Genomic DNA, 21,572 nt, shown 5'->3' on the forward strand with positions numbered 1-21,572 from the left:
AATCAGCACTTATTTTTTCTTACAGAATGGGGCCTTAGGATCTTTTCCACAAATATAGGCTTTTAAGGCAGCGTTTTCTTCTTTAACAGAGGCCACTTCACGTTTTAAGGCCGTTACCTGACCAAAGAGGTCCTTAATTGCTTCAATGATAGGTGCAATCAATTTTGAATAGGCCACAGACATGATGCCCGATTTTTTATCTGTGCTCACGGCCTCAGGGAACACCTTCTGAACTTCCTGGGCGATCACACCCATGTCTCTGCCTTTTTCAAACTGCATGTCAGGATGTTCTGATTGGCGCCATTTATAGTAAAAGCCATTCAGCGCCACCACTCTTTCAAGAGCATCAGGAATTTTCTCGAAGTCTTTTTTGTATCGACGATCTGAAAGAGCGTTGTAAGCACCTGTTCCTGCCACTGAACCATTCACATGAAGTCTGTAACCGGGAGTTGTTGTTCCAATCCCTACATCTCCGCCTAGAGTTTGAAGACTTAAAGTCTTTGGAGCCGCAGTAGAATAATCATAAGCTTGAATTAAACCGCTATCAGATACAGTGGTATATTCAAGTTTTAAACCCCTTCCTGCTGAAGCAGCTAAACCACCACCTGCTGTCTCTCGGATCCAACCTTGGCCAGTGATATCAAGCATCGCTGCGGGATTTGTTGTTCCGATACCTACTTTCCCTTGTGCACCATTCGAAGCCATATTGAGAATGAGTGATCTAACACCAGTGAAATCTGCCGCAGCAATTCCCATAAATCGATTTGCAGCCGTCGCAGAAGGATTTCCCCAGACATTAAAGCTAAGAGGTCCCAAACTTGCATCTGCACCAAGGGCCGCGTAGAACACACCTGTGTTTGTTCCATTGGGAGCAGTGGAATCAAGAACTGAGAGTCTATGGCTCGGAGTATTTGTTCCAATACCAACGTTTCCAGCCGAATTGATTCTCATCCGTTCCGACATGGTAGCTGTTCCAGCAGTCACAGTTTGAAAAGCAATAGCTCCACCATATCCAGTGGCAGTTAGATTCTCTTCAGCATAAGCTCGTATTCTTGCTGAAGAATCAGGAGCTACAACTCCAGCATCTGTGAATCCAATAAAATTAAGATCGCCCAAAGCATCGTTGTTCAGCGTTTGAGTTCGGGCCGCACTAGTCCCACGAGATTTCGAAAAGGTAATTCCATAAGCACCAGAGTTGTTTCTGGCCGCATCGATCTTCATCTCTTTAAAAGTAGTTCCTTCCGAGAACATATGAAGGAATGAAGTTGGTGAGTTGGTCCCAATCCCTATATTCCCAGTGCTACCATCAATCATGAATTTTGGAATGCCACTTAATGCGGTTGAACCAGCATAGAATTTTATCCCGCCAGATTGATTATTGATGATGTTAAAATTTTTACCTGTCGAAGTTCCGCCGGAATTGTAAATGTATGAGTCACCAGGGGAACCATAACCTAAATTAGTATTAGAAGTTCCAAGGATACCCAGGGCAATCGAGTTCTTTTCATTGCTTGCAAAAAGTTGAGTATTAGTTGTGGTCCCAGTAGCGTGAGTATTAAAAATACCCATTTTCGTAATGGCGTCTGCTTCGGTATTCACTTCAAGATGATGATTCGGAGCTGTGGTCCCAATTCCGGTATAACCATTAGGTAGAAATGTCATTCTCGGAGTTGATTGAACCATTAAATGAAGAGGTACCGCAGTTGACGTACCAACTAACATATTCGCCGATGGTGAACCGCTGTGTGCTCTTAAAGTTACTGAGTCCGCCTTCGGAACTGTTCCCCAGTTACCAGGGAATGTACTTGAAAAAGCCTCAACCCCAATACCTGCGCCATCTGAGACTGCATTCAAGGTGGAAGAAGCGGCAGTACCGGTACTTGTATTCTCGACCTGCGCAATGATGAGGCCGTCTTGTGAATCTTTAATATGTAATCTAGCAATCGGTGCATTAGTTCCAATTCCTACATTACCACCATTGTAATAAATGTCTGGACCATTTTTATTCCACTTCCCAAATGTATCAACATAGTTTTGAACATATTGAACGTTGGCCGCATCCGTAAGATCTATACCAGATGGAGTCGCTGGAATTTTAAGAGCACCAGTTGCTGCATTAATGGTAAGTGTACCTGTAATAGTATCAGTACCTGTTTTGTTCAATGAATTAGAGGCAAGATTACTAATTTGCCCTTGAGTCTTATTCACAATTGTTTGAAGTGAATCACCATTTGCAATGATAGTATTGCTTGGAGTAACTGTGGCAAAAGTAGAAGCTAAAACATCTGTAATAAATGTTCCCCAAGTTTTGTCACCTTTCAGGTATTTTGTTGCATCACTTGCACCCGCTAATTTCTCTAGTGTGATTGACCCATCTGCAGGAGTTCCACTTGAAACAGTTGACCAAGAAAGATTACCAGCTCCATCTGTGATGAGCGCTTGCCCAGTTGTTCCATTAGAGGCCGGAAGTCTGAAACTTAAATTACTACCAAGTCCCGCTGGAGCGAGAAGTTCAACATAATTCACAGTATCCGATTTCATACGAACACCACCGGAAAGAGCGACATTACCAATGACGCTTAATTTATCTAGTGGAGTTGCTGTCCCGATCCCAACATCACCTGCTGATGTAATGGTCATCTTGACTGTGGCACTTTCTGAATTTGCGGCAGTGTAAAAACCTAGTTTAGAACTGGCCTTTTGATCGCCATCGACGGCTTCAACCTGTGCGATGATTTGACTGAGGATGAGACTTGTATCCGCAGTGTTTGTATTGTTTCGAGTCAGACCTCTAAAACGAAGTTGTCCCAAATTATCTCCAACCTGAACCTTCGTTTCACTTCCTGCTGTTCCACGCGATCTAGTTAGACTTAAAAATGGTGGATGTAGATCTGACACTCGATGAACTGTGGCCCCAACACTACCTTCGCCTTTTAAGTGAAGCATTGATTCAGCAGTGGTAGTACCAATGACAACATTCCCTGCCGAGTATTGGATATCAGAACCAACCGTCGTCCATTGAGACGCCGTACCTGCTTTGGTATCCACATAGTCTTTAGTGGCAGCATCTGTGCCTGCAGTTGGAGTAGCAAGACCCGTGATTTTATTATTTCCCATGGCAAGAGGCCCACTCATCGTGTCCCCTGCTTTTAAAACATAGTTTGCTTGTGAGGCCGTTGCGATACCAATATTGCCTGATAATTTATTGAATGCTGAAAGAACTGTATCGGCCGCAGTGATCGCACCAGTTGTCGAACTGAACCCTGTTAATGTAGATCCCAAAACGGCAGGATTTAAATTCTGCCAGGTCTTTGTACCACTCCAATATTGAGCGGCAGTGCCGGCCGTAATTTTTGGCTCTTTATTCCCTAGATCAGTAGTAAGATTACTAATTTTTGCTTGATCAATCGCTGCTGTCGCTGAGATATCAACATTAACAATTGTCCCATCAACGATCTTATTAGAGTCAACTGCACTATTCGCAATTTGAGTATTTGTAATCGAGCCTGCTGTAATGACTGGAACTGGAACCGGAGTTACTTCCCATTTTGATGTTCCCGCATTCCACTGAAGGATATCTTCGTCTTGAATACCTGTCACATCTACGTCGGCGATCTCTTGAAGTTTAGAGCCAGTCAGTTTTCCTGCGGCCTTCGTTAACATCGACCAAGAGTAGTCCCCTGATAGTGGAACAACTGCACCGGTTCGACCGTTGAAGTTAGAAACAGTATTTGTTCCAACTGCAACCTTACTCCAGTTAGTTCCATCAGAAATGACCCAGTCACCAACATCAAAGTTCATAATACCAGAACCTAAATCCTGAGAGCCCGCGGTTGTGACAATATAGTAAGCTCCAGCTGCGGCCACACCACCTGATAAATTTGGAGTATCAGTAGTTGCATTATAAGTTCCAACATAGACCTGATTCGTTGAAATCGAAGCTGGTGCCCAAGTTGTCCCATTGAACTGTAGGAAGTCACCGTTGGAAGCATTCATATGATGGAGCTTGGCTGCAGTCACTTGTCCGTTTTGTAGATCGAAAGTAAATGGGAAGGTTGCTGAAGCACTAGCACTTGAAATGATAAGTTCAAAAGTTTGCCCGACTATAAAACTAAGAGCGCTCTTTGCATTCAGAACTAATTTGTCAGAGGTCTTTGATTCAATCTGAAAGTCATGGGCCCCAACCTTCGCAGTTGTTACACTGTCCAGGTGACTTCCAGAAACTATGATCTGATCATTTTGAATTTTTACTTGGTTGATGACAGGCTTGTTATTCTTCTCTTTCACATTCACTAGAATGTTACTACCCAAAATGTCGCCTACCTGATTACAGGCCGTGGACAGCACTAAAAGAATGAGTAGAGTTGAGAGACCTTTCATTAAAACGTTTTCCTAAGGTTTATCAAAACATCCTGTTGATAATCCAAAGAACTTATCGGCTTAATTAATTTAATTTTAAAATTTCTGTAAAGCTTTCTTGATGTATACAAAAATCATTTAAAGCGGAAGAAAATGCCTAATTCCGAGTGAAACTGAACATCTCCATGTCCCAAGAAGTACCCTTACAGAAAAGATTCTTCTTCAAAAGTCCCTCGTAAGTCATCCCCATCTTTTCCATCATGCGCTTACTTTGAACGTTCTCAGCTTTGCACTGAGACTGGATACGAAGGACATCATATCGTTGCCATAAAAACTCAACTAATCGTAACATCGCCTCAGATGACAAGGCCCGGCCCCAATAGTCTTCCCCTAGTGCTACACCCAGTTCCATGATTTTATTTTTCTGAGACACCCACATCGCACCAACTGAACCAATGACCTTCTCTGGATTTTCTTTTAAGCAAATCCCAAACGTCGGTACATTATCCAGATAGGTCTGATGGATGAATTTAATAAAGCCCTGAGAATCGGCCAAAGTTTTATGTGGTTCCCAGATAAGAAGTCTCGAAACATTCGGATTCTTGGCGTATTCGAAAACCGCAGGAGCATCACTCATTTCAAACGGACGCAGAATGAGTCTTTTCGTTTCAAGCACTGGAAGATTCCAGGTCGCGGGTCTGCCGTTCTTTTGAAGATCAGGAATTCCATCATGAGGACCTTGAGTCTTCAAAGGAATATCATCCCAGAAATCCCCTCTCTCACGTCTTACCTGATTCTGTGATTCGTTTAGAGGATAGTAGATTCTATTATCAGACTTTGGTCTCTCGCCACCAACTAACAATCGAGCAGTATGATTCGAATTATTGATAAAGGTATGAGTAATTCCTGTTCCACTCGGAAAAGCAACAAAATCGCCTGGTCTTAACGGATACAAATTTCCATCGATCCAAGCCGAAGGATTCCCTTCAATCACGAATGCAAACTCTTCTTCCGTGCTCTCAGCGTGGGGCCAAGAAGTTCTTCTACCCGGATAAAGAGTTTCAATGTGAATACCAATTTTTTGAAGACCTAGTTTTTTTCCTACCGCGGAGCCAATCGCCAGAAGTTCATCACTTCCAGGATAAGTTGAATTATCATCGTCCATGAACTCAGTGTAGTGCCCGATAAATTCTGGTCTCATTATGTTCCGATGAAGAAGTCTTTAGGAAGCCCGGCTTTCTGAAGTCTCGCCACACACGAAGGAACTAGTCCTGTGAAACGGAACTCTCCATTTCTCCAGGCACCAATATCTTGCATAAGGATTTTGTCTCCTTCCATATTGGCCACTTCTGAAATTTGATGAACAATTCGCTGCCCATTTTTATCACGGCGAATTTGAATAATGAAATCAATCGCAGTACTGATCTGATAACGAAGAGCTTTAATCGGTAGATCATAACCAGAAAGCATATAAAGATTTTCTAGACGAAGAAGGCACTCACCCGGTGAATTCGCATGCACCGAAGTCATAGAACCTTCGTGACCTGTATTCATGGCCTGAAGAAGGTCAAACACTTCGCCACCTCTCACCTCGCCCACGATGATTCGATCAGGGCGCATTCTAAGAGTATTTTTAAGAAGATCACGGATCGCCAGACCCTTTAGGTCTTGCACAGGAGGTCTTGCCTCAAGTCTCACCACATTCGGAAGATTGAACTGAAGTTCACGCGTATCCTCAATAGTGATCACGCGTTCTTTCTGAGGAATTTCTTGAAGAAGAAGATTCAAGAAAGTTGTTTTACCAACGCCGGTTCCCCCCGCCACAACAACATTCATACGAGCACGAACCAACAACTTCAGGAAGTCAGTCCACTGCTTATTGAGTCCAAAGATGTTCGGAGAACCATCAAAGGTCTTGATGTTTTTCTGATACCGGCGAATCGTAATGGCGTGGCAACCATTGGTATAATCTTTATGAATAAGATTCACACGGCTTCCATCCGGAAGATTTCCATCTAAGATGGGTGCGTATTGATTGAACTCTTTACGATTATACTGAGCAAGAGATTCACAGAATTCATCAATTTCATCATCTGTGAATTTGGCATCGATACGAATCATCTCCCCGTCTTTTTCAACGTAGATATTATCGTTCTTATTGATAATGAGTTCCGAAATTCCGGCCTTCTTCGCCAACTCGTCAATCAACTCATTGATGCCGTTCTTTGCCATAAATATGTCCTATATTTTTTCGTAAAGAAAGATGTCTTGTTCTTTAATACTCGCCCCGTAGGCCAGGAGATTGTTCATCATCTGTTGTCTCGCGTCCGGGGACATGAGTTCATAAAGTTCTTCAAACTTTTTTCCAGACAACAGCGCATTAGTGAGCATCTTGTCACCTAAGGCATTTAGAAGATGCATGATGATTAGAATCAACCAGTCAATTTTCTCTGAACGGCCTTGAGAGAGCTTTAAGATCGCTCCCACCTCATCAGGAACTTTTACCTCGAGATATTGATTATGTTCGCGACGTTGAACCTGAATATTGGCGAGCTTCAAATAAAACCCTAAAAGGAACAGACGAGAAAAGCTATGAACTCCATGGTCCAAATACTTTTGCTCAAGATTCATCACGTCTTCCACCAGTTCCATACTGGTATTCTGAGGAAACTCTCCGTAAATGAATTTTGAAATATATAAACTAGCTGCACGATCTCGGAAGTTCGCCCATCCCAGGGCCATCATGGTCTTCTCTAATCCACGACCGTCATCAAATTCCTGAAAGGCCTTTTCCAGAACCATATACAGGGCCTTATTGGGACGAATGACATCAAAAATTGGCGCCGGAGAAGTCGTGACCGAGAGATTACTCTTAAGGAGTGTAATAAATTCGGACGGAAGATTGACGTAAGGTAAGTGAAGCTTCTTCATAATTCCGACTGTTTTGATCCGTCCTCAATCTGTATGGTATGCTTTATTTAATCATGAGAGTGGACTTTAACCAAGGTTTTCCAGAGAATTAGGATATGAGTTTACCGGTCTATCAGCATATTAATTTAAAAACAGGCTCCTTGGATGAGCTGAACGCAATTCTAAATCAAGAATTGAACTTGAAGCACCCGGTGACCATCGGACTCAAGGCCCTTGACCTGGATCAACAGCGAGAGCTGATCGGTCTTATTGAGAACTATTTTGTCTCTCACAATCTCTCGTACAAGTTCCCCTATCCGGTCTATCTCATCAGTGACCACGAAGCGAGTATTACCAAAGTTCCACTCGTCAAAAAACAAGATGAGCTGCCGAAATTTTTCACGCAACGTGATTCGAAGATGAACGTGAAGGAATCCCACCTTGCTGGAAAGAACAAACTCCTTCAGCAAGAGGTCCGCAATAGCGATGCCTCTTCCAATACCAAAGACGCTCAAAATTATGGTGAAGCTCACCGAATCATTTATGAGCTGGAAGAAGAGCGCAAATTTTATCGATTGATTTTAAACCGCTTGGTAAAAGGCAAAAAATAATGGACAAGAAAAGACTCGTTAAAAGTCTTGAGCCCGAGGACCTTAAAGGGTTTGAGGAATTCATTGAAGGCCAGCCAAGTGATTCTAATTTCCTACCGAAAGGTGTTGGTGGAGCAAAGAAAGAAGTTGCGGGCTTTGAGCACTTCACGTTTTTAACTAACGATTCAGTTCGCCTTACGAAACTCAAATTTTTATTGTCTGAGAAGCTGCCATTTTCATCGCGTTTTGATCAGAGCGGAAAGCTCATTCAAGAACAAAAAGATGAGATTGAATTGTTGAAGAAGAAGATGTTTGAAGTTTGCGATAAGGCCGGATCGCCTTACCGCAAATCTATTTCAGATGTATTCAATTCGTTTTTCGAGCCACCAAAGGTCTAGTTACTCGAGTAATTCAGAAGAATCGGTCCACCAATGTGACGGAAGTCCTCTTCCTCCATGCCATCAACTTCATAGCCATTGAGTTGCTCAAGCATGATCTGATAGAGATAACGATCAAAACGCGGAATTTGGGTGAGACCAAACTTCTCGATGAAAAGTGCGGTCTGCTCACGAAGGACTGGATCTTCCTCGCCCTTAATGAGGTATTCATTATCATTTTTCTTAAAGAACTTATGGTAGAAATTTGTGAGTTCAGAGATCGTAACTCCCATTTTTCCGGCAGACGATTCTTGATAATGGCCACCCACGAAGTTAATGAAACTTGAAATCATAATCGCTTCGAAATCAATGTTATCCACTTCGTAGTTGAGATAGAACTGATCGTTAAGTAATCCATTGGCCTTAAGGTTCTCAAGACTCTTAAAGAATGTGACCACAAACGGAAGGGCCGTGGTGAATGTTTCTGCGGCCTGATTCCAAAGTTCATAAGACGGTAGATCACGGATCTCAAGCGGCTTTGAACTTCCATCAAACTTATACTTCGCCACATCTTCGTGAGAATTTTCCAGGAAAGCATTCCAATACATTCCCAGGAAGTAACCAAATTCATCCTCTTCGAAAGGAGTTTGGCCCATGGCCTTTTTGATTTTCTTTTTTGTTATCTCAATCAGGCTGTGACCAATCTTATAGAGGTCAACAAAGTCAAAGCGCTCAAAGATGACTTCTTTAGGTGCTTTTGAGGCCGTGTATTCAAAGCCAAGCTCAAGACATTGACGAGTCTGATTTCCAACCTTCGTCATGGCAAGAGAGCCGTTTTTAAGAGCATCTTCCAGAGTCATGCGAGCGTTCACAAGGCGGACAAAGTTAAAGTGCAAGAACTGCTGACGCTTTTCATCCGCAACTTTTTCTAGCGCTCCCTTTAACCCTTCCATTCCTGACTGGTACGGAACGAGTGAAGAAGCATGAAGACTTTGGTTAGCTGAAACCGCATCCAGGTCCCCCGTCTCACCTTTTTTCGTCTTAATAAAGCCATCAATCTGCGCTTCATTCATGAACGGACTATTGTAAGCAAGAGCATCGAAATAATCCACGAATCCAAAATCACGAAGACGCTCTTTCTTTTCCTGATACTGCTCTTCTTCCATAAGCTGGTAAGAATCCACTACCATCTTGAATAAGAATGCGTATGCATTCTCAACACCGATGTCAGCATAGAGACGACGGATCATCTCTTTAAGTTCCTGAACCATGCTGAAGTCTTCAGGATATTCAATAAGAAGCTGGTTATCTTCCGTCAGGAAATAGTTATTTCCGTCCGGATACATTGGATCTTCGGCATCGAATGTCTGAATCGTGAATTGATTTTTAAACGTCAGGAGGAAGTCTTCCGACTTAACAAACTCCAGAATCACTTCGTCATCATTCACCTTAGAATAAATTTCAATCCAGTGAGCAACCGAATTTGGATCAACTGTGTCTTTCTGCCAGTAATCGATGTCACGAAGGGCCTGACGTTGCTCAGGGGAAAGCTTCGGCAGAATCATCGCCACTTGATCTGGCTCAGTGTTTTGTAATGAAACGTATAATGGTTGAATTGGAATCATGGAAAGGTCCATGCCAGCTTCAACTAGTTTCTCAATGTCTTCAAATTTTTTATAGGCCTGTGCCTCATAAAGAAGCTGGCTTAATAGATCTTTTTTGATCTCTTGATCAGTCATAGAAATCCCTCTTTTTGGAATTAGCGTTTTTACCCCATCTGCCTGTCTCTGGCCACAGATACACTCTGCATCAATGGGTAGATTTCCCTCGGAAATATGGGTACACTCTCTTTATGAAACCATCGCCAATTACATTTCCCAAAGTTCCCAGTCTTTTTGAGCTAAAACAGGGCTATCCAGGCCTTAAAGCACTCTTTTTTGACATGGACGGCACTCTCTTTAACACTGAGGAATATCACGCTCAGGCGATGTTTATGATTGGGGAGCGCTATAAGATTCGTCCTCCCTATTCTCCAGAAACAGTCCATGATCTTATGATGGGTAAGGCCGATCACTTGGTCTTCGATATCATCAAGGATTGGGAAGGTGTTCCGAAAGAATGGACGGCCGCAGATTTCATTCATCAAAAAAATGCAAACTTGATCGAAATTTTGGCGAAAGTTGACCCCGCTAAATATTTCCCAACTGCCATTCTCTCGCTTCTCAAAGAGGCCAAGACCGAAGGCATTTATCTCGCTTTAGTCACTTCAAGTGAGAAAGTGGTGACAGAAGAGCTCCTTAAAATTGCCAAGGTTCGTGACTTCTTCAATCTCATTCTAACTCGCGATGACTGTCCTTCTCATAAACCTGATCCGTGGCCATACCTTAAGGCCATGAAAGAGTCGCACTTTGATAAATCGGAAATCATTATTTTTGAAGATTCAAACGTAGGACTTGAAGCGGCCATTTCATCTGGCGCTCATGTGATTAAGGTTGGATGGTATTAATTCAATTACGGCCGAATGATATAAAGCTGCCACTGGTTTCCAGTCGCCTGATTATTCACTAACTGAACCATCTCTGGTGCTGGAGAGAACTCGGAATCAATTTCATTTGATACATAGAACTTGTCACCTAAAACAGAAATGATGTTCCAGAGACCATGGTGTTCCTGCATATCTATCATGTATTTAATGAACATGAGAGGAACGGGCCCCTCTTTTGATCCAAGTTTATCATAGGCCATCATCTCTGATAGAGCATCTCGGGTCATGAAAGTCTTAAGTCTTTCAGAGAGAGTATTGATCATATTAAGGCTAAAAACGTAATCGTATTTAAGCTTCAACATATCAACTTCAACTTGCTCTAGGTTTTGCCCAGAACGAATTTCCGCGGCCAAGAGGAAAGCACTTTTTACAGGCTTACGAATCTCTTTCACTACTGGCTTTGGCTGAACTGGCTCAGGCTTCACTTCCACTTTCACTTCAGTCTTAACCTCGGGAGCTTTAACGACCTTGGGAGCATCGACTTCCGCTGCCACTGTTGGAAGTTTCTCGACTTTGAATGGCTGGTCTTTTACATAAACATCAGTCAGACCTTTCTCTTCAAACTCTTTACCAGCGCCATAGAAGAACACACGACCTTGCAAGAAGCGTTCTTGATATTTTTGACGAAGGAAAGTCTGAAGCGAAGGAAAAAGTTGATTCAAAACTTCGTAGCGAACTTCTTTATGGGCCATAAGTTCAGAGAAACGGCGCAGGCACCCCATCGCCTCACCTTGTTTATTATAGGTGTTGATGATGTTGGATTGTCCGATTAGAAAGTAAGCATCACGATTCGTTGATAAACCATAAATCTCATCTTCTTCAGAGCACAGAAGTGTCATGAGTCTCTGATCGGCCTCACAAGTTTTCTGGAAACGAGAGGCGATTTCTTCATCACTGCATTTCCCCTTACACTCAACGTTCATGCGGTAATGGGAATACAACTTGAAATCATTCTTCTTAAACTCTTTGATCCAATCTTCCTTCTTGTAGGTAACGGGAAGAGTTTCCTCATACTTGGGAGAAAACTTCTCTAAACGGCCTACGAAGCTCTTCATATCCGGAGACTTCGGACGACAGCTTTTTGCCCATGCACTTAGATTGAAGCCACACGTGTTTTTAAGCTTTAAGTGATCCGACACAAGCTTCATATGCCATGCTCCTTCAAGTAAATAACTTAAAGTGATGAGGCGGTATGAATAACGGATTTCATCAAAGTGATCAGAGAGAAGTTCATTCGAACAAACCAATCCCCCATTGAGTTCAGAACGCAGAAATGAGGAATACTCACTCTCTTTTTGAAACAAATAAGGACTGAAAAAATTCTGAAAGAAGATCTCATCTTCAAAGGACATTTTCCCTTGATAGATGTCCTGATATATCAAAGGCTGATAGCGATCTGAGTATGAATCGAGGCGCTTTTCACCCAAATAGCTCTCGGAATGGACTCGGTCCACTTTCGCCTGGGCCATAAGACCCGTTGTGAGAACTAAAATTGAGGTAAAAATATACTTAACCATCGGATATAACTAATAATAATGCGGGCAAAGGGTACTACTTGCAAGTGGGGAAAACTCTCCAGTCCTCCTTTAGATAACCCTCCAAAACCACATTTATTTATATGCTAACTGGAAAAAATTCCCTGCTTTGGCCATCTTTTTCCCTCTGGTGCTATAATGGTCCTATACGACGGTCCTACCCAAAATTGCCCTCAAGGGAAGATGAGTGATGACCGACAAGATAGATAGATTACTTCAACAGGAGAAGCGTGTTGGACAGTGATCATTTTGTGATCCTTAACGCTTAAACACCTCGACTTTCGTTTGACGGCCGACGGTTTAAGCAGAAAACTAAATGCACTTTAAACCAGAGGTTTTTATGAAAACGAAAGAAAACGTTCCGACTCAAATTGTGAATTTAGACAAGCTAAACGCAAAAACGAAGCCGAAGAGCTTACGCCCTATGCGCTCGATGATTGCAGTTAGAAGCTTGAAGCCCAAGACTGCCGTGGCCACAATGGTTATGAAATCTGAAGAGATGTCGGAAAGAAACTAAAAGTTCTTTTCGATGTCTGACTTGAGCTTGCTCTGAATTTCGCCCAACTTATCAATCTGCTTTTTGTGGATAATTCCCAGATATTTCTTCTTTAAATCAAAAATTGTTTCAGTTGCTTCAATATAGTTCTTCTTGAGCTCTCTCATGCAGAGCTGTTTTTGGGCGGCCGGAAGCATCTTACCCTGATTATCAGGCGCCTCACCTGAACAGTATAACTTCTCTTCCTCTACCGCGTTCTCAATCGCTTTAACGTGCAGATTAAAAGCATCGTCGTAGGCCGGATCTGCTTTCATTTCAAGACCCTTCAATTTCTCAATCAAATTTGGAATGCGACTTTCACGCTCTTTATCCCCACCAAAATCAAAAAGATCGGCATGAGCAGAGAATGAAAAACAAAGAACAAGAATTAAAATAGATCGAGCCATGAACCCTCATGTTTGAATTTTGATTTTAAAAATTTCTCACTCTCAAGAACAAAGCGGCTAAGCGGGAAGCCCACTACATTGGCGTAGTCCCCATCTACCTTTGAAATAAAAGTAAGGGACGGTCCTTGAATCCCATAAGCACCGGCCTTATCGAGAGAATCACCGGTATTTAAATATCTTTCCATCAGATCATCTGGGATTGAATTAAAGGTCACTTTCGATTCTTCTACGAATGAAAAACCGTCGACCTTGCCTTGATGAAAAGTTTTGACTGAAACTGCTGTGAATACCGAATGGGTGCGACCACCAAGTTCACTTAAAAATTGCCTCGCCTCACTCCGATCTTTTGGCTTTCCATAAATTTTGCCGTTCAAACAAACAATTGTGTCGGCCGAAACAACAAAAAGTGAGTCATCATTTTTTGAGCGAAGCTGAGTAAAGACCGCGTCCCCTTTTAGGGCCGCAATTTCTGCAGAGAATTTTACCGGATCAGTGGCATTAGATTCTTCCGGCACATTCAATGCAAGAATTTCATAAGGCACTTTAAGGTGGCCAATAAGCTCTTTTCTTCGAGGAGAAGCACTCGCTAGAACAAGTTTAAATTTAGAATTTCCCATTTCTTAAAATCCAGACGTAGTAATGCAGATCATTCATTTCTCTTACCCGCATTTTCTTATGATCATAACGGGATTTAAGCCCTAAAAGATAGTGATTTAAGCTTACACGATACTGATTCTCATTCAGATTTCGCTCAACCTTCTCGCCATTGCTTTCAAGTTTACCCAGAAGGTTTTCTAACGAACGTAGATTTGTGGTCTCAATTCGACGAGTGTACTCAACTAAGAACTGAAGTCGCTTATCCAACTCCTCACCCCAGCGGGTATAACCATGTTCCACTGCCAGCTTTTCCGGTTCGTTTACCACTTTCATCACTGGCAGAGTAAAGTCACGAATCCACATTTCTCGGGCGAGCTCCAGTGTCTTGATTCGTTTTGTCAGTAGCTCCAGAATTTGAAGCATTCCGGGAACATTTTCGAGACTTGTATATGAGCGCCCATTAACTTCAACTTCGTGCCAATCTTCCTCTGAAACAGGAATCGCCTGGGTCATTGAATACCCACGCAGATGAACTGTAAATTCCTCACCCAAATTGGTTCCACGTTTTTTGAAATAGGCCTTGCCGCCTGACTGATAAGTGAAATCAAAGCTCACATTCTTCCCTACCAAGGTAGAATTGGGAGCGACCACCATGAAACGAGTCTCAAGAGGCATCTCTCCATTCTGAGTTTTAAGATCATTGAGTGCCTTCATCTGACCTTTGATGGCGTTGTCATCGAGCTCCATTACTTCCGCCAAATGCTGACTATCGGTTTGAGATTTAAAAATTTCTCTCTCATAAAACTCAACGTTTGCCTCTCTCACCAATAGAGGAAGGCTCAATGAATCTGTTTCAGGTGCAAAGTTCGTCGCGACTTCACCTTTTGATCTTGGATGCCAAAAGATATGCCCACGATTCAAGCGAGTGAGAACAAAGATTTCACTCTTACCAAAATTAATTTCCTGGATTGAAACTGATGTTTCCGGACCCAAGCGAACCAGAGTTCCATCCATGAGATAGACCCACGCCACAGAATCTTTGTCGGTATTAAGTTCATCACCCTCTAAAAGGCGTGATAAGTGTTGAACCTTGGCACTGTTTGAGCCTCTGAAAACGGAACAGCTTCCCTTACACTGAAGGATTTTACCAACAAGTTCCTTGTGCTCGGCCTGACGAACTCTTAGTTTCCAGTCGGGAGTTACGTCTTTAACTTCACGTTCGATGACCCATTTTGTGATATCCATCCACTCTTCCGGATCTTGAGTTGACCACGGAATGATGGAATAACCTTGCCCCTTGGCCGGTTCTGAGACGTCCGCTTCAACCTTTTTGGGTTCCACTTTCCAGTCTTCCTTCTGATGAAGCTCAGGGGAAGTGAAGCGCTGCTCACCTTTTAGTTCCGGGAGGATCTCACTTTCAAGACCCAGAAACTCCTCATCCGTTTGGCCCTGAGACCAAGCTCCGGGGGCAAGAAGAATTAGACTCATGGCGAAAGCCGACCAAAATAGTTTATTCATATGATTTTCCTATGACTTTCTCCTCGGAAATCAGTCATGAAAATTTACGATAAGGGCCTTTTCTGTTAGAGTGATGGTTCATATTTTCCTCTTTCCGATTGGAGATCCCTGCTATGGAACGCGAAACTGCCCCACAGACCGAGAATTTTTCTTTTTCCGAGGCCGAGAAAAAGATTCTGAAGTTCTGGCAGGAGAAACAGATTTTCAAAAAAACCTTAGAGAAAACGAAGAAAGGTAAGAATTATATTTTCTACGATGGCCCTCCATTTGCGACTGGTCTTCCCCACCACGGTCACATCGTAGCTTCAACGTTGAAAGACGTTGTTCCTCGTTACTTCACGATGAAGGGCTTCTACGTTGATCGTCGTTTCGGTTGGGACTGTCACGGTCTTCCAATTGAGCAAGAGATCGATAAGAAATTTAATACTTCAGCTTCTGATTACGTTGCCCTTCACGGTGTAAAAAAATACAACGATGAATGTCGTGGCATCGTGGATCGTTATGTAAATGAATGGGAAAAAACAATTGGCCGTCTTGGTCGTTGGGTTGATTTCCAAAACGATTACAAAACGATGGATCTTCCATTCATGGAATCAGTGTGGTGGGTATTCAAAGAAATCTGGGACAAGGGTCTTATCTATCAAGGCAACAAGATCGTTCCTTACTCACCTGCTCTTCAAACGGCACTCTCTAACTTTGAAGCGGGCCAAAACTATCAAGACATCCAGGATCCTGCGGTGACTGTACTGGTTCGTTCAAAAGACGATGCCAATACATACTTTGCGATCTGGACAACAACTCCTTGGACACTTCCAAGTAACTTGTCTCTCGCCGTAAATCCAGAGATCGAATACGTAAAAGTGAAAGATCTGGATAAGAACATCTTCATCATCATGGCGAAGGCCCGTCTTGAAGCTTATAAGAAGAACTTCAAGTATGAAGAAGTTGAATCGTATAAAGGTTCAGATCTTAAAGGCAAAAAATACGAGCCGATGTTCCCATACTTCGCAAATCTGGCGAACGATGGTTACTTCGTCATTCTTGCTGATGACTATGTAACAACAACTGACGGTACAGGTATCGTTCACCAGGCCCCTGGTTTCGGTGAAGACGATAACCGTGTCATGAAAGAAGCAGGACTGACTGAAGTGATCGTTCCGATGAATGCTTCAGGTCAGTTTGATTCATCTGTTAAAGACTACGCCGGCATGTACTTCAAAGATGCCGATAAAGAGATCATCAAAAATCTTAAAGAGCGTGGACAACTTTTCCATCAATCAACTCTCGTGCACAGCTACCCTATGTGTTACCGCACAGATACTCCGCTTATGTATCGTGCTATGCCTCAGTGGTACCTTGCTGTTGAAAAGATCAAAGACAAAATGCTTAAAGCAAACTCTGAGATCACTTGGGTACCTGAGAACATTAAAGAAGGTCGTTTTGGTAAGTGGCTTGAAAACGCTCGTGACTGGGCGATCTCTCGTACGCGTGTATGGGGAACTCCGCTTCCGATCTGGATCAATGATAAAACTGGTAACGCCATCTGTATGGGATCAATCGCTGATCTTAAAAAATACACTGGCAAGGATGTAACTGATCTTCACCGTGAATACGTTGACGATCTGGATTTCACAGTTGCAGGTGAAGAAGGAACTTATAAGCGCATCCCTGAAGTTTTAGACTGCTGGTTCGAGTCTGGTTCAATGCCTTATGCCCAACTTCACTACCCGTTTGAAAATAAAGACGTGTTCAAAGAAGGCTTCCCTGCGGAATTCATCGCTGAAGGTCTGGATCAAACTCGTGGTTGGTTCTACACACTGACAGTTTTATCTTCGGCCCTATTTGATAAGCCCGCTTTCAAAAACGTAATCGTTAACGGTCTCGTTCTTGCGAAAGACGGTAAGAAGATGAGTAAGCGTCTTCGTAACTATACTCCACCTGATGAACTTATGGAGACATTCGGGGCGGACGCTCTTCGTCTGTTCCTTATCAACTCAGGTCTCGTTCGTGCGGAAGAGCTCCGTTTCACAGATGAAGGTGTTAAAGAAATGGTAAGACGAGTTCTTCTACCATGGTTTAACTCTTTCAAGTTCTTCTCTACATACGCATCAGTTGATGGTTGGAAAGTTGAAACTGCCGCTAAAGCTTCAGACAACATCCTTGATAAGTGGCTTCTTTCAAAGCAACAAACTCTTGTCAAGAACGTGAACCACGAGATGCAGAACTACCGTCTTTATAACGTAGTTCCTGAGCTATTTAACTTCATCGAAGATTTAACTAACTGGTATATCCGTCTTAACCGTCGCCGTTTCTGGGACGAAGGCATGACTGCGGACAAAAACGCGGCCTATACAACGCTTTATACGGCCCTGGAAACTGTTTCTCGATTGATGGCACCATTCACACCGTTCCTGGCCGATTACATCTACCAGGAACTTAAAACGTTTGGAGGTAAAACAGAAGAATCTGTTCACCTACTTTCTTACCCTGAAGAGCAAACAGGTCTTATCAATTCAACTCTTGAGACTGCAGTAGATCGCATGCAACAGGTGATCCTCCTTGGTCGTCAGAAGCGCGTAACTGAAGGCGTGAAAGTTAAAACTCCGCTTAAAACACTTAAAGTTGTTCACCAGGACAAATCACTTCTGGATGAAATGAGCAAACTGGAAGAGTACATCAAGATTGAACTTAACGTGAAAAACGTTGAGTACATGACAAATGAAGCAGACTTCGTGGTTCTTTCGGCCAAACCAAATCTTCCAGTACTTGGTAAGAAACTTGGTAAAGAAATGGGTGCTTTCAAGGCACTTATCGAGAAGCTTCCTTCGGCCGACGTTCAAAAGATCGAAGCCGGTGGTAAAGTAACTCTAAATAACGTTGATTTCGATTCAAACGAGATTCTTGTGTTCCGTGCTGCTAAAGAAGGCACACAAGCGGTTACAAACCGTTTCATCACAATTGATCTAAGCTGTGCCCTTGATCAGGATCTGATCGACGAAGGTCTTGCCCGTGAGATGGTTAACCGTATTCAAAAAACACGTAAGGACTCAAACTTCAACGTGGCAGACAGAATCGAGGTTACAGTTCACTGTAATGCAGAACTCGCGAAAGTATTTAACAAGTACCAGAACTACATCTCTTCTGAGACGCTTATGGTGAAAGGTGCTGTTTCTGATTCTAAGATTCCGGGAGCTGTGGTTCACGAAATCGATGAAGAGACATTTGAAGTATCGGCTAAAAAAGCTTAAATCAAAGGGGCCTTCGGGCCCTTTTTTTTGTCTAAAAGGTGCCAGGTTACTCCCCTAGCGGCAGTAAAACTAATTACCGATTCTTCCAATTATTGTTCTGACACAGATGATTGGCCGTCCCTCCACCACTTACATAACAATGGCCGCCGGAAGAAACACAATCAGTCGAACGCGGACAGACTCCCGAGATGTATCTATTGTTTAATAAGGACTGAATAAGATAACCCTGACTGGTTTTTACGGGCCCTCTGTATTCACTTCGGCTAATCCAATTGTTGCTAATACATACGTGATTGGTTGTTCCACTACCATCGGCGTAACAGCCCCCTGAAGCACTCACACAATGAGTTCTAGACGGGCAAATACCATACACACTAGTGTTATTCAGAACTGATTGAACCACAGATTCATTAGTTATTACGTTTGACGACGTTCTAAGCCGTCTGTTTTCTGCATTGGCCGGTGCCTTGGTTTTACAGGCCGAATTTGAATTTTGGAAATTTGGACGAACATAGTAATGAAACAATCCACTCCCACGATAAACGTTTGAGTACATTTTCGATCCCCATGAAGGGCATTCCGGTATTTTCTTCGTACAGTCGGAACTCTCACTCGCCTCACAGTACCATTCTGAATATGCATAAGACCCGGCAGAATCGAATTCATTCTTAGTGATAACGTTGAAGTTACTATAGTCACGAATTCTCAGTGGATCTCCTGGCTGTTTACGGAAACTATTTCCTTCGAAAGTATTCTCATGCGACAAGTGGGCCACATAAATCGAATGTAGTAGTCCCTGTTGAGAATAGTTCTCAATATTACTGAATACATTGCCTCTTACTTCATTTTTTCGGGAGTTCACAAAGCGAACAACCGCATAGGCCGGCAGGTTCTTATCAACGTGATACTTACTTCCAATTTTATCAAATGAGCAAAAAAGGATCTTGTTGTTGCTATTGAAACCGGTCTTTTCATCATCACGATTTCCATTGAGGCTAATGGCCTCAGCATAATAACGGATCGCCAGATGCTCAAAACTTAGATTGGTTGCCTTGCCTGAAGAACTTTTCAGGATAAAGAATGAACGCAGATTCGCTGAGGCCGCAGTGGAACTACTTCTACCATCAAAGGTTGCTTTATTAGTCGCAGAGGCAGAAAAAAATCTAATTTGATAAAGCGGATTGGTCGCCGTCCAAGTCACTGTTTGATTATAGTAAACACCAGGGGCCAATTGAATATTAACATTCGACGGAGATTTCTTGAAATGAGCTGTGACCAAATCATGGGCACGCTTGAGAGTTAGAATAGGTCTCGAACTTGTCAGACCATCTTGTGTATCAACACCATTTGGGGCCAGATAAATTGTTAAACTGGTAGTCGAGAAAGCATTAAAAGAAATAAAAAGGCATAAGAAGAACATACTTCTAAAAAACCTAAGGCATCTCATGTAGTCTCTCCCGGTGGCCAACATTGAGTTAACTTATCGGCTACTAAAGAAAAAAACCTTATCCTCGGCACCCCTTAAGTTTTATGGATTTAGCAACTTTTGGAGCAGAAAATGGCCCCTCGAAGGGGCCCTTCCATCTATCTCTTTTTAATATTTCTAGTTCCCCATTTGTAGTTAAACACCAGACTGAACTGTTGGCCCGCAGTCGCCTCTTCTTTGCTGTTATACTTGTTAACCATCCCATACTCTGCACCGATGTTAAGATTTGAGATGCGCTTAAAGTTCATACAACTAATACCTGCTGTCCATCCATCAACGCTTCTTATATCACCCCAAGTGAATTCTCCATCGGGAGCTTGTTCATTAGTTTCAAAGTAATGTTTGTTCCCATACAATTCCCAGTCACATGACTTAGTTTCAAAACCTCTGAAGGCCAATTCTACACCATAGGCACTCGATTCAACCTGTGGATCATGTCGACCGTTACCATTATTAATTTTATTTCTCGTAAAATTCGATTTGAAAACTCGAACTTCTGCGTCTCCTTTACCAGTCTTAAGCAAATAGCCCAGATATGCCGTCATATCATCCTGGCTCCGTTTTTCTCCTGCGAAACTTCCTGTATCACCGGCGCTGCCGGTAACACCAACATAAAGATCATGACGTGCTAAATACGGCGAGAGATTTTCGAAAACTCGTTTAAGCCCATTGGCCACATGGAGTTCTACTGTTCCAGCATATGAAGGATAAGAATTTGCACGCGAATCAGAAGGTGTCACACTACTCTGGCCCTTAATCCCATCACCATCCACCACACTGAATGAAGCGAGGATGATTCGATCCAATTCATCTTTAAGTTCATAATTGGCCTGAATCCCTTTATCGTAACGAACAATGAGTCCGTAGGGAGCTGTCATATAATAGCGACTTGGTTTCCCAGGAAGAGGATTTAAACCATTGGTCTCAAAACTACCTGCGAGTAAAGTTAAATCCTGAGAGTTAGAGAGTTCAATTCCTGCACCAATCTTTGCCAGTAGCCACGGACGGTCTGCCATCCCATCGGCCTTGAACCGATCAGAATTATGGAAGTTCTGCTCTCCTTTTTCCTGATAGTGAAGGACCTCTTCTTTTGGAATGACACTCACATCAATAAAGATGACTTTAAGATGTTCCAGATTCACGTCTTTGGAAAATTGACCATCAAACTGAAAGACTGAATCACCCATGGACGTCTCATTTCCTCCGCCACGACGAAATTCATTACCAAGTACACCAGCAACTTGACCTGAAACAGAAGCACTGACACAAACACCATTGGTATAGATGCCACCTCGGTAATTACATTCTTGAACATTCAGATCCTGACCGGCCCACGAAATCGATGAAGCAAGTAACAAAGACGAAGCAATAAGAGAGTTTTTAATCAGCATAACTTTTATCCTGTTAGGGTTTTTACTTGTCATCAGGATAAAGAATTTTGGATCTAAGTGGAGGGCCCCATTAC

The 21,572-nt window shown here is 42.7% G+C and carries 16 protein-coding genes; 5 read left to right on the forward strand and 11 right to left on the reverse strand.

The features are described 5' to 3' along the window. Positions 1–9: 9 nt before the first annotated feature. From SOO65_RS15200 to SOO65_RS15215, 4 genes are all read right to left on the reverse strand, one after another. Positions 10–4,380 (reverse strand): tail fiber domain-containing protein, encoded by a 4,371-nt coding sequence (locus tag SOO65_RS15200; protein WP_321392002.1) that lies wholly within the window; start codon positions 4,378–4,380, stop codon positions 10–12. Between the two features lie 136 nt (positions 4,381–4,516). Then, the gene (locus tag SOO65_RS15205) at positions 4,517–5,560 is read right to left on the reverse strand and encodes a GNAT family N-acetyltransferase (protein WP_321392008.1); all 1,044 of its coding nucleotides are present in this window, start codon (positions 5,558–5,560) and stop codon (positions 4,517–4,519) included. Next, positions 5,560–6,591: a TadA family conjugal transfer-associated ATPase gene (locus SOO65_RS15210; RefSeq protein ID WP_321392011.1), complete on the reverse strand. Its 1,032-nt coding sequence runs from the start codon at positions 6,589–6,591 to the stop codon at positions 5,560–5,562. The genes SOO65_RS15205 and SOO65_RS15210 overlap by 1 nt, the downstream gene beginning before the upstream one ends. A 9-nt stretch (positions 6,592–6,600) precedes the next feature. Next, positions 6,601–7,290, reverse strand: coding sequence for a hypothetical protein (locus tag SOO65_RS15215; RefSeq protein ID WP_321392014.1), 690 nt, complete (start codon positions 7,288–7,290; stop codon positions 6,601–6,603). A gap of 95 nt (positions 7,291–7,385) precedes the next feature. On the opposite strand from SOO65_RS15215, the gene SOO65_RS15220 reads away from it, so the two are divergent. Further along, positions 7,386–7,880 carry a hypothetical protein gene (locus SOO65_RS15220; protein ID WP_321392017.1) on the forward strand — a complete coding sequence of 165 codons (495 nt, stop codon included), beginning with the start codon at positions 7,386–7,388 and terminating at the stop codon, positions 7,878–7,880. Then, positions 7,880–8,257, forward strand: coding sequence for a hypothetical protein (locus tag SOO65_RS15225; protein WP_321392026.1), 378 nt, complete (start codon positions 7,880–7,882; stop codon positions 8,255–8,257). Before SOO65_RS15220 ends, SOO65_RS15225 begins: the two co-directional genes overlap by 1 nt. Here SOO65_RS15225 and SOO65_RS15230 read toward each other — a convergent pair. Further along, complete coding sequence (locus tag SOO65_RS15230; protein WP_321392029.1) at positions 8,254–9,975, reverse strand: DUF6178 family protein; 1,722 nt, start codon at positions 9,973–9,975, stop codon at positions 8,254–8,256. The two genes, SOO65_RS15225 and SOO65_RS15230, sit on opposite strands and share 4 nt — an antisense overlap. Positions 9,976–10,088: 113 nt before the next feature. Here SOO65_RS15230 and SOO65_RS15235 point away from each other — a divergent pair, with 113 nt between their 5' ends. After that, the gene (locus SOO65_RS15235; protein ID WP_321392032.1) at positions 10,089–10,742 is read left to right on the forward strand and encodes an HAD family hydrolase; all 654 of its coding nucleotides are present in this window, start codon (positions 10,089–10,091) and stop codon (positions 10,740–10,742) included. 5 nt (positions 10,743–10,747) lie between these two features. On the opposite strand, the gene SOO65_RS15240 is transcribed toward SOO65_RS15235, so the two are convergent. Next, on the reverse strand, positions 10,748–12,298 hold the full coding sequence (locus SOO65_RS15240) for a DEAD/DEAH box helicase family protein (RefSeq protein ID WP_321392035.1): 1,551 nt from the start codon (positions 12,296–12,298) through the stop codon (positions 10,748–10,750). A gap of 358 nt (positions 12,299–12,656) precedes the next feature. Here SOO65_RS15240 and SOO65_RS15245 point away from each other — a divergent pair, with 358 nt between their 5' ends. Further along, positions 12,657–12,833 carry a hypothetical protein gene (locus SOO65_RS15245; protein WP_321392037.1) on the forward strand — a complete coding sequence of 59 codons (177 nt, stop codon included), beginning with the start codon at positions 12,657–12,659 and terminating at the stop codon, positions 12,831–12,833. Here SOO65_RS15245 and SOO65_RS15250 read toward each other — a convergent pair. From SOO65_RS15250 to SOO65_RS15260, 3 genes are read right to left on the reverse strand one after another with little or no spacing between them, the layout of a single operon-like run. Further along, positions 12,830–13,258, reverse strand: coding sequence for a hypothetical protein (locus SOO65_RS15250; RefSeq protein ID WP_321392041.1), 429 nt, complete (start codon positions 13,256–13,258; stop codon positions 12,830–12,832). The genes SOO65_RS15245 and SOO65_RS15250 overlap by 4 nt on opposite strands. Beyond that, positions 13,240–13,875: a Maf family protein gene (locus tag SOO65_RS15255; RefSeq protein WP_321392044.1), complete on the reverse strand. Its 636-nt coding sequence runs from the start codon at positions 13,873–13,875 to the stop codon at positions 13,240–13,242. The genes SOO65_RS15250 and SOO65_RS15255 overlap by 19 nt, the downstream gene beginning before the upstream one ends. Then, positions 13,862–15,373 carry a FecR family protein gene (locus SOO65_RS15260; RefSeq protein ID WP_321392047.1) on the reverse strand — a complete coding sequence of 504 codons (1,512 nt, stop codon included), beginning with the start codon at positions 15,371–15,373 and terminating at the stop codon, positions 13,862–13,864. Before SOO65_RS15260 ends, SOO65_RS15255 begins: the two co-directional genes overlap by 14 nt. Before the next feature lie 113 nt (positions 15,374–15,486). Between SOO65_RS15260 and ileS the strand changes: the two genes are divergently transcribed. After that, positions 15,487–18,621, forward strand: a complete 3,135-nt coding sequence (gene ileS / locus SOO65_RS15265; RefSeq protein ID WP_321392050.1) for an isoleucine--tRNA ligase — start codon at positions 15,487–15,489, stop codon at positions 18,619–18,621. Positions 18,622–18,694: 73 nt separating this feature from the next. Here ileS and SOO65_RS15270 read toward each other — a convergent pair whose 3' ends face one another. Together SOO65_RS15270 and SOO65_RS15275 are read right to left on the reverse strand one after the other, a co-directional pair. Continuing rightward, positions 18,695–20,041 carry a hypothetical protein gene (locus SOO65_RS15270; RefSeq protein WP_321392060.1) on the reverse strand — a complete coding sequence of 449 codons (1,347 nt, stop codon included), beginning with the start codon at positions 20,039–20,041 and terminating at the stop codon, positions 18,695–18,697. 164 nt (positions 20,042–20,205) lie between these two features. Beyond that, positions 20,206–21,498, reverse strand: coding sequence for a hypothetical protein (locus tag SOO65_RS15275; RefSeq protein ID WP_321392063.1), 1,293 nt, complete (start codon positions 21,496–21,498; stop codon positions 20,206–20,208). Between the last annotated feature and the right edge of the window lie 74 nt (positions 21,499–21,572).

The sequence above is a fragment of the Peredibacter starrii genome (assembly GCF_034259205.1).
GTDB lineage: Bacteria > Bdellovibrionota > Bacteriovoracia > Bacteriovoracales > Bacteriovoracaceae > Peredibacter > Peredibacter starrii.

Excerpts from the sequence above, each read along its gene's own strand:
- SOO65_RS15200 (WP_321392002.1), bottom strand. The coding sequence starts at position 4,380 with ATGAAAGGTCTCTCAACTCTACTCATTCTTTTAGTGCTGTCCACGGCC.
- SOO65_RS15205 (WP_321392008.1), bottom strand. The coding sequence starts at position 5,560 with ATGAGACCAGAATTTATCGGGCACTACACTGAGTTCATGGACGATGAT.
- SOO65_RS15210 (WP_321392011.1), bottom strand. The coding sequence starts at position 6,591 with ATGGCAAAGAACGGCATCAATGAGTTGATTGACGAGTTGGCGAAGAAG.
- SOO65_RS15215 (WP_321392014.1), bottom strand. The coding sequence starts at position 7,290 with ATGAAGAAGCTTCACTTACCTTACGTCAATCTTCCGTCCGAATTTATT.
- SOO65_RS15220 (WP_321392017.1), top strand. The coding sequence starts at position 7,386 with ATGAGTTTACCGGTCTATCAGCATATTAATTTAAAAACAGGCTCCTTG.
- SOO65_RS15225 (WP_321392026.1), top strand. The coding sequence starts at position 7,880 with ATGGACAAGAAAAGACTCGTTAAAAGTCTTGAGCCCGAGGACCTTAAA.
- SOO65_RS15230 (WP_321392029.1), bottom strand. The coding sequence starts at position 9,975 with ATGACTGATCAAGAGATCAAAAAAGATCTATTAAGCCAGCTTCTTTAT.
- SOO65_RS15235 (WP_321392032.1), top strand. The coding sequence starts at position 10,089 with ATGAAACCATCGCCAATTACATTTCCCAAAGTTCCCAGTCTTTTTGAG.
- SOO65_RS15240 (WP_321392035.1), bottom strand. The coding sequence starts at position 12,298 with ATGGTTAAGTATATTTTTACCTCAATTTTAGTTCTCACAACGGGTCTT.
- SOO65_RS15245 (WP_321392037.1), top strand. The coding sequence starts at position 12,657 with ATGAAAACGAAAGAAAACGTTCCGACTCAAATTGTGAATTTAGACAAG.
- SOO65_RS15250 (WP_321392041.1), bottom strand. The coding sequence starts at position 13,258 with ATGGCTCGATCTATTTTAATTCTTGTTCTTTGTTTTTCATTCTCTGCT.
- SOO65_RS15255 (WP_321392044.1), bottom strand. The coding sequence starts at position 13,875 with ATGGGAAATTCTAAATTTAAACTTGTTCTAGCGAGTGCTTCTCCTCGA.
- SOO65_RS15260 (WP_321392047.1), bottom strand. The coding sequence starts at position 15,373 with ATGAATAAACTATTTTGGTCGGCTTTCGCCATGAGTCTAATTCTTCTT.
- ileS (WP_321392050.1), top strand. The coding sequence starts at position 15,487 with ATGGAACGCGAAACTGCCCCACAGACCGAGAATTTTTCTTTTTCCGAG.
- SOO65_RS15270 (WP_321392060.1), bottom strand. The coding sequence starts at position 20,041 with ATGTTCTTCTTATGCCTTTTTATTTCTTTTAATGCTTTCTCGACTACC.
- SOO65_RS15275 (WP_321392063.1), bottom strand. The coding sequence starts at position 21,498 with ATGCTGATTAAAAACTCTCTTATTGCTTCGTCTTTGTTACTTGCTTCA.